13 protein-coding genes are annotated in these 14,349 nt (G+C 74.6%); 6 read left to right on the forward strand and 7 right to left on the reverse strand.

Going from position 1 to position 14,349, the window contains the following annotated elements; all coding sequences use genetic code 11:
* The first annotated feature begins 326 nt into the window (after nt 1–326).
* Nucleotides 327–707, forward strand: coding sequence for a DUF1844 domain-containing protein (locus ABT354_RS28615; protein WP_351498962.1), 381 nt, complete (start codon nt 327–329; stop codon nt 705–707).
* A gap of 64 nt (nt 708–771) precedes the next feature.
* On the opposite strand, the gene ABT354_RS28620 is transcribed toward ABT354_RS28615, so the two are convergent.
* A complete protein-coding gene (locus tag ABT354_RS28620; protein WP_351498963.1) occupies nt 772–1,503 on the reverse strand; it encodes an SseB family protein in 732 nt (243 codons plus the stop codon).
* A 186-nt stretch (nt 1,504–1,689) separates the two neighbouring features.
* Here ABT354_RS28620 and ABT354_RS28625 point away from each other — a divergent pair, with 186 nt between their 5' ends.
* Nucleotides 1,690–2,292 carry a serine hydrolase gene (locus ABT354_RS28625; RefSeq protein WP_351498965.1) on the forward strand — a complete coding sequence of 201 codons (603 nt, stop codon included), beginning with the start codon at nt 1,690–1,692 and terminating at the stop codon, nt 2,290–2,292.
* A 27-nt stretch (nt 2,293–2,319) separates the two neighbouring features.
* On the opposite strand, the gene mycP is transcribed toward ABT354_RS28625, so the two are convergent.
* A complete protein-coding gene (mycP, locus tag ABT354_RS28630; RefSeq protein ID WP_351498967.1) occupies nt 2,320–3,513 on the reverse strand; it encodes a type VII secretion-associated serine protease mycosin in 1,194 nt (397 codons plus the stop codon).
* Nucleotides 3,510–4,655: a hypothetical protein gene (locus ABT354_RS28635; RefSeq protein WP_351498969.1), complete on the reverse strand. Its 1,146-nt coding sequence runs from the start codon at nt 4,653–4,655 to the stop codon at nt 3,510–3,512. Before ABT354_RS28635 ends, mycP begins: the two co-directional genes overlap by 4 nt.
* Nucleotides 4,656–5,584: 929 nt before the next feature.
* Here ABT354_RS28635 and ABT354_RS28640 point away from each other — a divergent pair.
* The gene (locus tag ABT354_RS28640) at nt 5,585–6,787 is read left to right on the forward strand and encodes an amino acid deaminase/aldolase (protein ID WP_351498971.1); all 1,203 of its coding nucleotides are present in this window, start codon (nt 5,585–5,587) and stop codon (nt 6,785–6,787) included.
* A 24-nt stretch (nt 6,788–6,811) separates the two neighbouring features.
* Here the strand turns inward: ABT354_RS28640 and ABT354_RS28645 are convergent, their stop codons facing one another.
* From ABT354_RS28645 to ABT354_RS28655, 3 genes are all read right to left on the reverse strand, one after another.
* Nucleotides 6,812–7,615, reverse strand: coding sequence for a 3-oxoacyl-ACP reductase (locus ABT354_RS28645; RefSeq protein WP_351498973.1), 804 nt, complete (start codon nt 7,613–7,615; stop codon nt 6,812–6,814).
* Nucleotides 7,616–7,620: 5 nt separating this feature from the next.
* Nucleotides 7,621–9,027 (reverse strand): aldehyde dehydrogenase family protein, encoded by a 1,407-nt coding sequence (locus ABT354_RS28650; RefSeq protein WP_351498975.1) that lies wholly within the window; start codon nt 9,025–9,027, stop codon nt 7,621–7,623.
* 81 nt (nt 9,028–9,108) lie between these two features.
* Complete coding sequence (locus ABT354_RS28655; RefSeq protein ID WP_351498977.1) at nt 9,109–10,473, reverse strand: glutamine synthetase family protein; 1,365 nt, start codon at nt 10,471–10,473, stop codon at nt 9,109–9,111.
* Between the two features lie 77 nt (nt 10,474–10,550).
* Here ABT354_RS28655 and ABT354_RS28660 point away from each other — a divergent pair, with 77 nt between their 5' ends.
* The 3 genes from ABT354_RS28660 (at nt 10,551) to ABT354_RS28670 (ending at nt 13,680) form a co-directional block, all read left to right on the forward strand.
* Complete coding sequence (locus ABT354_RS28660; protein ID WP_351498979.1) at nt 10,551–11,306, forward strand: FadR/GntR family transcriptional regulator; 756 nt, start codon at nt 10,551–10,553, stop codon at nt 11,304–11,306.
* Nucleotides 11,307–11,482: 176 nt separating this feature from the next.
* Entirely contained in the window at nt 11,483–12,943 is a 1,461-nt protein-coding gene (gene eat / locus ABT354_RS28665; RefSeq protein ID WP_351498981.1) for an ethanolamine permease, read from the forward strand.
* The gene (locus ABT354_RS28670) at nt 12,940–13,680 is read left to right on the forward strand and encodes a gamma-glutamyl-gamma-aminobutyrate hydrolase family protein (protein WP_351498983.1); all 741 of its coding nucleotides are present in this window, start codon (nt 12,940–12,942) and stop codon (nt 13,678–13,680) included. The genes eat and ABT354_RS28670 overlap by 4 nt, the downstream gene beginning before the upstream one ends.
* Here the strand turns inward: ABT354_RS28670 and ABT354_RS28675 are convergent.
* Nucleotides 13,582–14,349: a helical backbone metal receptor gene (locus ABT354_RS28675; RefSeq protein WP_351498985.1), complete on the reverse strand. Its 768-nt coding sequence runs from the start codon at nt 14,347–14,349 to the stop codon at nt 13,582–13,584. The genes ABT354_RS28670 and ABT354_RS28675 overlap by 99 nt on opposite strands.

The following is a 14,349-nucleotide window of genomic DNA, read 5'->3' on the forward strand; positions in this document are numbered from 1 at the left end:
GAACACGAAAAAATGCCCCGGACGGGACACAGGCGGATGCTCCATCACTACCGGAACACCGCCGCGGCCAACCGCGGGGCGCATATCGAGGGGGCGTCCATCGTCCGTACGGAACGATGGGTGCCACCTGACCGGTGACCCGCCACCCGGAGGGCGGCAAGGTGGGAGAACGGAGCCTCCACTTGTGGGCTGGGCACATAGATGTCCAGCCGGTCGTCACACAAGGTTAGCAGCTCCCCGGGGTGGGCGCTAACGGGACATCCCGGCGCCGCCCGGCCGCCACCCGGATGGCGGCCCCCCGGGCGGGTCGGCCTATCGTGGGCGGCATGAGCGACACCACCCCGACCGCAGCCTCCGCCGAGCCCGCCGAGGCCCCCGACTTCACCGCCCTGACCCGCGACATCGCCGAGGTCCCGGCCGTGGAGGTGATCGTCACGGTCGCGGTGAACCTGATGAGCGCCGCCGCCGTCAAGCTCGGGCTCACCGAGGACGGCGCCGAGCACAAGGATCTGGACGAGGCCCGCAAGCTGGTGCACGCCCTCGCCGGGCTGCTGGACGCGAGCACCACGGAGATCAGCTCCTTCCACGCGGCGCCGCTGCGTGACGGGCTGAAGTCGCTCCAGCTGGCCTTCCGCGAGGCGTCCCTCGTACCGGACCAGCCGGGGCAGGGACCGGGCGAGAAGTACACCGGTCCGGTCTACGGCTAGCGGCGGTCCGGCCCACGGCCGACAGCCGAGGAGCCCGGCCCCGGTGGATCAGGGGCCCGGGGGCTCACTCCCGTACGAACAAGGGCTCGCCCGGAGGGGTGGCCCCGGCCGGCAGCAGTGCCAGGTCGAGGCCCCGCACCAGGCGGGCCCTCAGCACATCGTGGCCCGCCAGCGCCCCCGCGACCCGGCGTACCGCCTCCACCGGGACCGCGTCCGGGGCGAGCACCAGGGCGAGGATGCCGTCGGCGCTGCCCGGCCCCAGATGGGCCCGGGCCACGGCGGACTCGGCCGCCACCACCTCGCGCACGGCACCCGTCACCGCCGGGTCGTCCAGCGGGTCGGCGCTGGTGCGCCCCTCCGCCAGGGCCCGCAGCGCCACCCCGGTCAGCTGGTACGGGACCGGCCCGGCCAGATCCAGGACCAGGGTGTCGGCCTGTTCATGGGCGACGGCCTGGAGGGCCTGGCGCAGCGGCACCGCCACCGGGCGGGCCTGGGGGTCCCAGCGGGCGAGCGACTCCATCGAGGTGAAGGCGGGCAGGGCCCGGCGGTCCCCGGCGGTCAGCGTGGGCACCGCCATCTCGCTGGTCTTCTCCCGCCGCAGCCCGTTCTCGTCGACCTCGACCTCACCGAGCAGGGCCACCACCGGGACCAGCAGCCGGGCCCCCTGGAGGGCCTCCAGCACCGGCCGCTCGGCGGTACGGTCCACCGCCCAGGCGGCGAGGGCCCCGGTCAGCGCGGGGTCGGCGGTCCCGTCGTCGTCGGAGAAGCCGGGGTCGGGAATGTTCTTGAGCTCCACGCGTCGAGCGTAGTCCGCCCCGGGAACGGGCCGGCGCCCGGGGCGGACCCGCCCATGATCGGTGGCCGGGGCCGGGGCCGCCCCGGCCCGTGCGGGGCTCCGGCGGACCCGGGGCTTCGGCGGACTCGGGGGCCTCGGCCCGTGCGGGGCTTCAGCGGGCGGCGGCGGTGCCCTAACCTCCCGGTCATGACTGCCTCTGTCTCCGTGGCGCTGGCCGGCCGCTCCGAGGGTGACGACGGCCGCGCCTACCCCTCGGCCAGCATCGTCAAGGTCTCCATCCTCGCCGCCAGACTCCAGCAGGACCGCCCCCTGGACGTACGGGAGCGGGAGCTGGCCCACGCGATGATCGTGCGCAGCGACAACGACGCCGCCACCGAGCTGTACGCCACCATCGGCGGCCCGGACGGTCTGGACGCGGCCCATGCCCGGCTGGGGCTCACCGGGACCCGGGCCGATCGCGCCTGGGGGATGACCCGGACCACCGCCCGGGACCAGCTCACCCTGATGCGGGCGGTCTTCGACGGCCGCTTCCCCGAACTGGCCGCGCTGACCGGGCTGATGGCGGCGGTAGACCCCGGCCAGTCCTGGGGGGTCTCCGCCGCCGGGGCGGGCTGGGCGCTCAAGAACGGCTGGATGCCGATGCGGGCCACCGGGCTCTGGGTCGTCCACTCGGTGGGGCGGGCCGCCGGGGGGCGCCCGATAGCGGTGCTCTCCGAGGGGCACCCCACGATGGAGGCGGGGGTGGCGGCGGTGGAGACGGCCGTCCGGGAGGCGCTGGGCGCACCCTGACCGCTCCTCGGGCCCGGCACCCGGGGGTCAGCCGGCGGGCCGTGCCGTACGGGAGGTGCGCCAGAGCAGCACGGCGGCGGCGAGGGCGACGGCGCCCGCGCCCCCGGCGAGCGGGCCCAGCCAGCCGGCCGGTTCGGCGGAGGGCGGGTCGTCCGGTGGCCCGGACCCGAAGTAGCGCTTGGTGTACCCCGCGGTGGCCCGCTTGGGGTCGGCCGGCTCGATCCGGGCCGCCGCCGCGAGGGCCGCCGCCGGGTCGGCCATCCCGTACCCCTTGGCGTCGTCCCGCCCGCCCTCGGGGCCGCCCCGGGCGGTCTCCATGAGCAACGTCTTCACCTGGGCCGGGGTCAGATCCGGGTACGCGGAGCGGATCAGTGCCACCGCGCCGGAGACGAAGGCGGCGGCGGCGCTGGTGCCCCAGCCCTGGTAGTACTTGCGGTCCGGGTCCGGGATGATCACATCGACGCCGGGGGCGTTGACCGTGGCGTACCAGCGCTGGGTGGAGAAGGAGGCGCGGGTGCCGAAGCGGTCGACCGCGGTCACCGCGATCACCCCGGGATAGGCGGCGGGGTAGGAGACCCGGTCCCCCTTCTCACCGCCGTTGCCCGCGGAGGCGACGACCACCGCGCCCTTGGAGAGGGCGTACTGGACGGCCGCGTCCTCCCCCGCCTCCGCGTGCGCGGACTCGCTGTCGTCGCCGAGGGAGAGGTTGATGACGTCCGCGCCCTGGTCGGTGGCCCAGCGGATGCCCTCGGCGAGGGCGGTGCCCCGGGAGCCGCGGGCCTTCTCGCGGGCGGCGTCACCGCTTTCGAGGATCACCCGTACGGGGAGGATCCGCGCCTCGGGGGCGATGCCCATGACCCCGTCCATATGGCCGGGGCCATGGCCGTGGGCGGCGATGATCCCGGCCATCGCGGTGCCGTGGCGGGCCCAGGGGCGGTCGCCCCGGCCGGCGCCGAAGCCGATGAGGTCCTTGCCGGGCAGGACATTGCCCACCAGGTCGGGGTGCTGGTCGTCCACACCGGTGTCGAGGACGGCGACGGTGACCCCCGCGCCCTTGGTGGTACGCCACGCCTCCTCGGTGTTGAGCGCGTCGAGCCCCCACTGCTGGGGGCGGATGCCGGTGCCGTCGGCGCGGGCGGGCGCGGCGGACAGCAGGGTGAGCACGGCGGCGGTGAGCAGGGCGGCGGCGGCCTTGCGGCGCGGCGGGCGGGCGGGGGTCACCGGGCGTCCGCCGTCGCCTCGCGGACGCCCGAGCGCAGGGCGCGGGTGACGGCGTCCGCGACACCCTGGGCCTCATGGCCGAGCCCCGCCTGGGCGGGTGCCGTGGTCGCGCCCCGGGCCCGGGCGTCGTCGGCGGGCTGCGGCAGCGGGACGACCCGGCCGTCGGTGAAGCCGGAGACCGCGTACACCACCACGGGGGCGTCGGTCAGTACCTCCAGGGTCCAGCTCGCCCGCTGGGCGGCGGTGAACCGCTCGGCGACGGTGTCCACGGCGGGGAGGGTACGGGGCATCAGCTCCGGGTTCCGGTCCAGGTCGTCGGCGTCGAAACGGCCGTTCAGGGCGTGCATGGCGGTGGCGTCCGCCTCGGTGAAGACCAGGCCGACGGTGGTCACATGGCTGGCGGTGGCGTCGGTGTAGGTGGCCCGCAGCAGCCGGGCGCAGCCGACCGGGCGCAGGGTGGTCAGCAGCGCGGGGGGCAGTTGGCCGGCGCAGGTGCTGTCGGGTGCGACGGCGATCCTGGTCCAGACCCGGTCGGCCCGGCCGGGACCGGCGCCCTCGCCGTCGAGGGTGCGCGGGAAGAGGGAGTCGACGGGGGCGGTGTGCCACAGGGTGCGGGCGGTGGGGTAGGCGGAGCCCGCGGTGGTGTCGGCGCTGGAGTCGGCGGTGAGCCAGGCGTCGGTCGCGGCGCCGCCGATGAGGCCGAGGCCGAGCAGGCCGCAGGCGACGGCGGCGAGGGTACGCAGGGAGGCCCGGCCCCGGGGGCGGCGCGGGCGGGCGCCGGTGGCCCCGGCGGGGTACTCGGCGGTGGCCCATCCGGGCAGGGGTGCGGTACCGGGGTGTGCGGTGGTCCGCGCGGTGCGGGGGTACGCCCCTTCGGCGGGCAGCGGTCCGGCCCCGGGCCGGGCCGGTCTCCATGGGTCGCCGTGGGCGGTTTCGCCGTACGGGCCGACTCCCGGCGGCAGCGGCCGGGGCCGCGCTCCTGACGGGCCGTCCGCATCCTGCGGGTACCCGCCCCGGGCGGGCGCACCGCCCGGGCCGCCCCCGTCGGACGCCTCGGGCGAACTCCCCGTACCGGAAGCGCCGTTCCGCCGGCCGGGAGCCGATGCGGGCGAGCCCTGCGGACCGGGGACACGGCCCGCCATACCCGTGCCGGATGAACCCGGCGTACCGGCGACGCCATCCGCACCACGGGGCCGTCCCGGGCCCACCGGGCCCGCGCCGCCATGGGGGAAGGCGCCACCCGTACCGGATGAACTCCGCGGGTCCGCGACGCCGTCACGGGCCACCGGGCCCGGTGCGGACAGGCCTCCGCGCGGGCGGGGAAGGCGCCCACCCGGCGTACCGGGAGCGCCGTCGGGGGTACCGCGCCGGGGCGAAGCCGGGGGGCCCGGGGGGAACGCGCGGCCGGCGGGGGGCGTACGGGGGGCCGGGTCGCGGGGGAAGGGGTCCCGGCCCGACGCGGGGGCGGGAGGGGCGGCGGGGGCTATGTCGGTGCGCGGGGGCGGAATCGCCGCCGGGCGCGGGGAGCCGCCTCGGCCGGTACGGCGCGCGGGGGCGGTCTCGTCCGGCAGCGGTCCGGCACCCGGCCGTATCGAGGCGCGTCCGGCGCGGTCGGCCCCGGCCCACGGGGCTCCGGCGGCCGGCCGTATCGGCGGCATGTCCGGGGCCGTGGGCACGGCCCCCGCCCGGGGGCCCGGACACTCGGGCTCCGACCCGGACGGGCGACGCTGCTGCGGGGCGCGTACGCCCGGCTCACCCGGCACCGGGGACGGCGGCCGCTCTCCGGTCACCCGGTCCGGGGCACCGTCGGGACGCCCGGGGCGTGGTGTGCCCGTACTCATGCCGCCCCCCGTCTCCGCACCACCCGCGCCGGCCGTCCTCCTCCTGCCCGGACCCGGACCATCCGAATCGTCCGAACCATCCGAACTGTCCGAACAGACCGGTCCGCCAACGCTTCCCGCGTCACTCTACGGGCTGGAACGCTCCTGGCGGGACCGTGTCCCGGGCTCCATGGTGATCTGCCCAGAACATCCCCCTACCACCCGGTAGCCCTGTCTGGCAGGCTCTCCGCATGACGCCGCACGCCTTGGACCGGGCCCGTTACGACCGGGCCACCGCCCATCTCGACGCCCCGCTGGCCCTGGTGGACCTGGCGGCGTTCGACGCCAACGCGGCGGATCTGGTCCGGCGGGCGGGCGGCAAGCCGATCCGGGTGGCGAGCAAGTCGCTGCGGTGCCGGGCGCTGCTCGACCGGGTGCTCTCGATGAAAGGTTTCTCCGGGGTGATGGCCTTCACCCTGGCCGAAGCCCTCTGGCTGGCCCGTTCCGGGGTGCGGGACCTCCTGGTCGCCTACCCCACCACGGACCGTGCCGCCCTCGCCGAACTGGCGGGCGACCCCCGGCTCGCCGCCGCCGTGACCGTGATGGTGGACGACCCCGCGCACCTCGACCTCATCGAGGCGGCACGGGCGGGCGGTTCCGAGGAGATACGGGTCTGTCTGGAGCTGGACACGGCGCTGCGCCTGCTGGGCGGGCGGATACGGATCGGATCGCGCCGCTCACCGCTGCACGCACCGGCGCACCTCGCCGGGCTGGCCCGCTCGGTGGTGCGGCGGCCGGGTTTCCGGCTGGTGGGCGTCATGGGGTACGAGGCCCAGATCGCGGGCGTCCCCGACCGGGTGCCCGGCGCGGCGGTGCGGTCCCTGGGGATACGGCTCCTCCAGCGGGTCTCCCGCCAGGAGCTGGCGGCGCGCCGGGCCGAGGCGGTGCGCGCGGTCCGGGCGGTCGCCCCGGAGCTGGAGTTCGTCAACGGCGGCGGCACCGGCAGTGTGCAGTCCACGGTGGCGGAGCCGGCGGTGACCGAGGTCGCGGCGGGCTCCGGGCTCTATCAGCCGGGGCTGTTCGACGACTTCTCCTCGTACACGGGCCGCCCGGCGGCGCTCTTCGCCCAGCCGGTGGTGCGCCGTCCGGGTGTCGGCGCGGTGACGGTGCTCGGCGGCGGCTATCCGGCGTCGGGGGCGACGGGCCCGGACCGTGCCCCGGTGCCGTATCTGCCGAGGGGGCTGCGGCTGGACCCCCGGGAGGGCGCGGGCGAGGTGCAGACCCCGCTCCTTGGGTCCGCCGCCGACGATCTGCTGATCGGGGACAAGGTGTGGTTCCGGCACGCCAAGGCCGGGGAGCTGTGCGAGCGGTTCGCGGCGCTGTGTCTGGTGGAGGGGGACCGGGTGACGGCGACGGTCCCCACCTACCGGGGCGAGGGGCAGACGTTTCTGTAGCCCCCCGCCCCCGCCCCACTACCGCTACACCGGGGTGACGTACGCCCCGGAGAGCCCGCCGTCCACCAGGAAGTCGGCGGCGTTCACGAACGAGGCGTCGTCACTGGCGAGGAAGGCCACCGCGGCGGCGATCTCCTCCGCTTCCGCGAACCGCCCCACCGGGATGTGCACCAGCCGGCGGGCGGCCCGCTCGGGGTCCTTGGCGAACAGCTCCTGGAGCAGCGGGGTGTTGACCGGGCCGGGGCAGAGCGCGTTGACCCGGATGCCCTCCCGGGCGAACTGAACGCCCAGCTCCCGGGACATGGCGAGGACGCCGCCCTTGGACGCGGTGTAGGAGATCTGCGAGGTGGCGGCGCCCATCCGGGCGACGAAGGAGGCGGTGTTGATGATCGAGCCCCGGCCCTGGCGCCGCATATAGGGGATGGCGGCCTTGCAGCAGAGGTAGACGGAGGTGAGGTTGACGTCCTGGACGCGCTTCCAGGCGTCCAGACCGGTGGTGAGGATGGAGTCGTCGTCGGGGGGTGAGATGCCCGCGTTGTTGAAGGCGATGTCCACGGAGCCATAGGTCTCGTACGCGGTCCTGAAGAGCGCCTCGACCTGCTCGGCGTCGGTGACGTCGACCTGGACGAAGGTGCCGGAGACGGCCTCGGCGGCGGCCTTGCCCGCGGTGGCGTCGATATCGCCGCAGACGACGTTGGCGCCCTCGGCGGCGAGCCGGCGGGCGGTGGCGAGTCCGATGCCGCTGCCGGCTCCGGTGACGACGGCGGTACGGCCGACCAGGCGGCGGCAGACTGGCTCGGTCGTGGGCTCGGTCGTGGGCTCGGTCATGGGGTTCAGGCCTCCGTGCTGAAGAAGACGTTCTTGGTCTCGGTGAACGCGGCGAGGGCGTCGGGGCCGAGTTCCCGGCCGAGCCCGGACTGCTTGTAGCCGCCGAACGGGGTCCAGTAGCGGACGCTGCTGTGGGAGTTGACGGAGAGGTTCCCGGCCTGGACGGCGCGGGAGACCCGGACGGCGCGGCCGAGGTCACGGGTCCAGAGGGAGCCGGAGAGCCCGTACGCGGTGTCATTGGCGAGGCGGACGGCGTCCTCCTCGTCCTCGAAGGGCAGCACGGCGGCGACCGGTCCGAAGATCTCCTCACGGACGGCGGGGGCGTCCGGCGCGAGTCCGGTGAGCACGGTCGGCGGGAACCAGAAGCCGGGGCCGGTGGGGGCGCTGCCCCGGATCCCGGCCGGCTCCGGGCCGACCAGGGAGGTGACCCGGTCGAGCTGGAGCCGCGAGATCAGCGGGCCCATCTGGGTCTTCTCGTCCCGGGGGTCCCCGACCACCACGGACTCGACGGCGGGGGCGAGCAGTTCCAGGAAGCGGTCGTAGACGGAGCGCTGCACCAGGATGCGGCTGCGGGCGCAGCAGTCCTGGCCGCTGTTGTCGAGGAAGGACATGGGCGCGGCGGCGGCCGCGGCCTCCAGGTCGGCGTCGGCGAAGACGATATTGGGGCTCTTGCCGCCGAGTTCCAGGGTGACCCGCTTCACCCGCGCGGCGCAGCGGGCCATGATCTCCTTGCCCACCCGGGTGGAGCCGGTGAAGACGATCTTCGCCACTCCGGGGTGGTCGACCAGGGCGGTCCCGGTCACCGGCCCGGCGCCGGGGAGGACCTGGAAGAGGCCCTCGGGCAGGCCCGCCGCCAGGGCCAGCCCGGCGAGGCGGAGCGCGGTGAGCGGGGTGGTCTCGGCGGGCTTGAGGAGGACGGCGTTCCCGGCGGCGAGGGCGGGGGCGGTGGCCCAGAAGGCGATGGGCATGGGGTAGTTCCAGGGCGCGATGACCCCGATGACGCCGAGGGGTTCCAGCAGGGTGATGTCGAGTCCGCCGGGTACGGGGATCTGCCGGCCGTTGAGCCGTTCGACGCCGCCCGCCGCGAAGTCGAGGACATCGCGGACATTGGCCGCCTCCCAGCGGGCGGTGCCGATGGTGTGGCCGGCCTCCTGGACCTCCAGCAGGGCCAGTTCCTCGGCGGCGCCGTCGACGGCGGCGGCGAAGCGGCGCAGCGCGCGGGCGCGGTCGGCGGGGGCGAGGGCGGCCCAGAGGCGCTGGGCGCGGGCGGCGCGGGTGACGGCGGCGTCGACCTCGGCGGGGGTGGTCGCCGGTACGGTCGCGATCCGCTCGCCGGTCGACGGGTCGAGGATGTCATGGGCGTCGGGTGCGGACGGTGGTGCGGTCGGGGGTGCGGACACGTCGTCCCTCACAGTCGGTCGAACCTCACAATCATTCGAACCTCACAGTCGGTTGAACGTCACAGTCGGTTGAACGTCACAGTCGGTTGAACGTCACAGTCGTTCGAAGGAGCGGCGCAGCTCCCAGTCGGTGACGGCGGCGTCGAAGGCGGCGAGTTCGACGCGGGCCATATTGGTGTAGTGGTCCACGACCTCGGTGCCGAAGGCCGCCTTGGCCAGCGGGCTGTTCTCCCAGAGTTCGGCGGCCTCGCGCAGGGTGGTGGGGACCTGGGCGCAGTCGGCGGCGTAGGCGTTGCCCACGCACTCCTCGGGCAGCTCCAGCCGCTGCTCCAGGCCGTGGAGTCCGGCGGCGATCAGCCCGGCGACGGCGAGGTGCGGATTGACATCACCGCCGGGCAGCCGGTTCTCGAAGCGGAGGGACGCGCCATGGCCGACGACGCGCAGGGCGCAGGTGCGGTTGTCGTATCCCCAGGCGACGGAGGTCGGCGCGAAGGAGCCGGGCTGGAAGCGCTTGTAGGAGTTGATGTTGGGCGCGTAGAGCAGGGAGAAGTCGCGCAGCGCGGCGAGCTGTCCGGCGAGGAAGTGCCGCATCACCGCCGACATCCCGCCGGGCCCCTCGCCGCTCATGGCGGTCCTGCCGTCGGTGCGGGCGAGGGAGAGATGGATATGGCAGGAGTTGCCCTCGCGTTCGTTGAACTTCGCCATGAAGGTCAGCGAGACGCCTTCCTGGGCGGCGATCTCCTTGGCCCCGGTCTTGTAGATGGCGTGCTGGTCACAGGTGACCAGGGCATCGTCGTAGCGGAAGACGATCTCGTGCTGGCCGGGGTTGCACTCGCCCTTGGCGGATTCGACGGTGAGTCCGGCGGCGGCCATCTCGTTGCGGATCCGGCGCAGCAGGGGTTCCACCCGTCCGGTGCCGAGGACGGAGTAGTCGATGTTGTACTGGTTGACCGGGGTCAGTCCCCGGTAGGAGCGGTCCCACGCCTGCTCGTAGGTGTCCTTGAAGACGATGAACTCCAGCTCGGTGCCGACCCGGGCGGTGAGTCCGTGCTCGGCGAGCCGGTCGAGCTGGCGCCTGAGGATCTGGCGGGGCGCGGCGACGACCGGGGAGCCGTCGTTCCAGGCGAGGTCGGCGACGAGGAGCGCGGTGCCCTCGTTCCAGGGGACGCGGCGCAGCGTGGAGACATCGGGGCGCATGGCGAAGTCACCGTAGCCCCGGTCCCAGGAGGACATGGCGTAACCGTCGACGGTGTTCATCTCCGTGTCGACGGCGAGCAGGTAGTTGCAGCCCTCGGTGCCGTGCTCCAGGACCTCGTCGAGGAAGAACCGGGCGGCGAACCGCTTGCCCTGGAGCCGTCCCTGCATATCGGGGAAGGCGAGCACCACGGTGTCGATCTCGCCGCTCGCGACGAGGTCACGCAGCTCCTCGACCGGGAGCGGGGGTGTGCGGTCTGCCACGGGGTCGTGCCTCCTTGGATCAGCCGGAAGCCATAAGGTATTGCTGAAGACCATTGCTTGGGAAGAGGGGCTGCGACGTGGCGACAGCGGGCGATGCGACGGGCGACCCGGGGAACGACGGCCGGCTGGCGGCGGTACTGCGCCCGGTGCGCGGGGGCAACGGCTTCGAGGAGGCCCTGGAGCAGATCCTCCAGCTGCTGCGGCTCGGTCTGGTGCCGGGCGGCGCGCGGCTCCCGGCCGAACGGGAGCTGGCCGGGCGGCTGGGGATCAGCCGGGTCACCCTGCGCGAGGTACTGAAGGTCCTCACCGACCAGGGGCTGGTGGAGAGCCGCCGGGGGCGTTACGGCGGGACCTTCGTACGGGAGCGTGCGGAGCATCCGGCGGGCGAGGACGAACTGCGGCGGCGGGTCGCGGACGTGGCGGTGGACGTGGAGGACACCCTGCGCTTCCGCGAGGTGCTGGAGACGGGGGCGGCGGGGCTGTGCGCGGCGTATCCGCTCGGCCCGGACGAGGCGCGGCGGCTGCGCGGCGCGCTGGCGGCCACCCGGGACGCCCCGCTGGCGGAGTACCGCCGCCAGGACACCCTCTTCCATCTCACCCTGGCGGAGCTGTCCGGCTCCCCGACGCTGACCACGCGGTACGCGGCGGTCCGCGCGACCCTCAACGACCTGCTCGACTGCATACCGCTGCTGGTGCGGAATCTGGAGCACTCCCAGCGGCAGCACGCCACGATCGTCGAGGCGGTGCTGCGCGGGGACGCGGAGGGCGCGCGGCGGGTCATGCGGGAGCACTGCGAGGGCACGGCGGCGCTGCTGCGCGGCTTTCTCTCCTGAGCGCGGAACCCCGGGGCGTCAGGACATCCGGTCCTCAGGACATCCGGGGCCTCACGACCCTCGACGAGCCGGACCGACGGCCTTGCGTCATCGGGGTGTTGTGCGGAACCCCTTGCGCTCCGACCGCTTCTGCCGCAAAGGTACTCCGCCTATACCTTTGAACGCCAGGAGCGCCCATGGCCGAAGGAAACACCACCCCCGACCCCGCATCGCCGACCTCGGTGGACGACCGCTATCTCCAGCGGCGGGCCCTGCGCCGGGGCAGCGCCGGCTGGCTGCTGCTCACCGGCCTCGGGGTCGCCTATGTCGTCTCCGGCGACTTCTCCGGCTGGAACACCGGCCTGGCCGAAGGGGGCTTCGGCGGACTGGCCATCGCCACCCTCCTGATGGGCGTGATGTACGCCTGTCTGGTCTTCGCCCTCGCCGAACTCTCCGCGATCCTGCCCACCGCGGGCGGCGGCTACGGCTTCGCCCGCCGGGCGCTCGGCCCCCTCGGCGGCTTTCTCACCGGCACCGCGATCCTCATCGAGTACATCCTCGCCCCGGCCGCGATCTCCATCTTCATCGGCGACTACATCGAATCCCTGAACCTGTTCGGCCTGGAGTCCGGCTGGCCCGTCTACCTCGCCTGCTTCGCCGTCTTCATAGGGATCCATCTGTGGGGCGTGGGCGAGGCCCTGCGCTTCAGCCTGGTCGTCACCGTGATCGCCGTCGTCGCCCTGCTGATCTTCGCGGCCGGTGCCTTCACCGAGTTCGACGGCGGCAACCTCGATGACATCCCCGCCGACCCCGACGCCTTCGGCTCCAGCTCCTGGCTGCCCTACGGCCTCCTCGGCATCTGGGCCGCCTTCCCCTTCGGCATGTGGTTCTTCCTCGGGGTCGAGGGCGTCCCCCTCGCCGCCGAGGAGGCCAAGGACCCGGTCCGCTCGCTCCCCCGGGCGCTCGCCGTCTCCATGGGCATCCTCGCCCTGCTCGCCCTGATCACCTTCCTCGCCGCCACCGGCGCCGCCGGATCCGCCGCCCTCAAGGACGTCGGCGACCCCCTCGTCCAGGCGCTCCAGCCGGACGGCGAGCCCACCCCACTGAGCCGCCTCGTCAACTACGCCGGTCTCGCCGGTCTGGTCGCCTCCTTCTTCTCCCTCATCTACGCGGGCTCCCGGCAGCTCTTCGCCCTCTCCCGGGCCGGATACCTGCCCCGCTTCCTCTCCCTGACCAGCCGTCGCAAATCCCCCTATCTGGGGCTGCTGATCCCCGGTGCGATCGGCTTCGCACTGGCCGCCTCCACCGGCGACGGGCCGCGCATGCTCAATATCGCCGTCTTCGGCGCCACCATCAGCTACGCGCTGATGGCCCTCTCCCATATCGTGCTGCGCCTGCGCGAACCGGGCCTGCACCGCCCGTACCGCACCCCCGGCGGGGTCGCGACCTCCACCGTCGCCCTGGTCCTCGCCCTCTCCGCACTGGTGGCGACCTTCCTGGTGGACCCGGACGCGGCCTTCATCGCGCTGGCCGTCTACGCCGTGGCGATCGTCTACTTCGCGTCCTACAGTCGGTTCCGGCTGGTCGCCAGGGCGCCCGAGGAGGAGTTCGCGGCGCTGGCCGCCGCCGAGGCCGAACTCGACAGGAAGCAGCCATGAAGCCCCTCATCGGTGTCACCACCTACCTCAGCCCCGCCTCCTGGGGGGTGTGGCACCTGCCCGCCGCACTGCTGCCCGCCGCCTACCCCGACCATGTCCAGCGGGCCGGCGGGCTCGCGGTCATGCTGCCGCCCGCGGCGGCCGAGGAGGCCGGGGCGGTCGTCGCCCGGATCGACGCCCTGGTGATCGCGGGCGGCTCGGATGTGGACCCCGCGCGCTACGGGGCCGCCCCCGACCCCCGTACCGGACCCCCCTCACCGGAGCGCGACAGCTGGGAACTCGCCCTGGTCCACGCCGCCCTGGCGGCCGGGATCCCGCTGCTGGGGATCTGCCGGGGGATGCAGCTGCTCAATGTCGCCCTCGGCGGCACCCTCCACCAGCATCTGGACGGGCACACGGCGGGCGAGGGCGTGATCGGGAGCCATACCGTCAAACCGGTGCCCGGCAGCCGGTACGCCGCCGTCGTCCCCGAGGCCACCGAGGTCCCCACCTACCACCACCAGGCGGTGGACCGGATCGCCCCCGGGCTGACGGTGAGCGCCCGCGCCGAGGACGGCACGGTGGAGGCGGTGGAGCCGGACCGGGACGGCGGGCCCTGGGTCCTCGGGGTCCAGTGGCACCCGGAGATGGGCGGCGATCTACGGGTGATGGGCGCCCTGGTGGCCGCCGCCCGGGAGCACGCGACCCAGCGCCGCGCCCAGGGCGGCGCCGAGCACGGCGGGCGCCGCTTCGAGTGAGGGCCCGTACCAGGTGAGGGCGCGCCCGTCGACGAGTGCGGCGGGCAGCCCGGGAAACGCCTCGGGCCCGTCGTCGGCGGTGAAGCGGTAGGGCTCGTCCGGCAGCACCACCAGACGGGCCCCGGCCGACCGGAGTCCGCCGGGTCCGTCGAGGGGGATCCGGGGATAGCGCTCGGGGTGGTCCGCGTACACATTCCGTACGCCCAGCCGCGCCAGCAGATCACCGGCGAAGGTGTCCCGGCCGAGGACCATCCAGGGCCGCCGCCAGACCGGGATCACCGCCGGGACCCGCTCCCCCGGCTCCGGCAGGGCCGCCCAGGCCGCCGCCGCCCGGTCCAGCCACTCCGGACGGGCCAGCCCGCACCCCGCCAGGACCCGGGCCGGCTCGCTCAGCCCCTGCTCCAGGCCCCGGACCTCGGTCACCAGCACCTCGGCGCCACCGGCCCGCAGCGCTGCGAGGTCGGCGGGGCGGTTCTCCTCCTCATTGGCGATCACCAGATCGGGGCGCAGCCGCAGCACCGCGGCGACATCCGGGTTCTTGGTGCCCCCGATCCGTACCGCGTCGAGCCCCGGCGGATGGGTGCACCAGTCGGTGACCCCGACGAGCAGCCCGGGTGCGGTGACCGCCACCGCCTCGGTCAGCGAGGGCACCAGCGACACCACCCGCAC

It is taken from the genome of Streptomyces sp. NPDC000594, assembly GCF_040299965.1.
GTDB lineage: Bacteria > Actinomycetota > Actinomycetes > Streptomycetales > Streptomycetaceae > Streptomyces.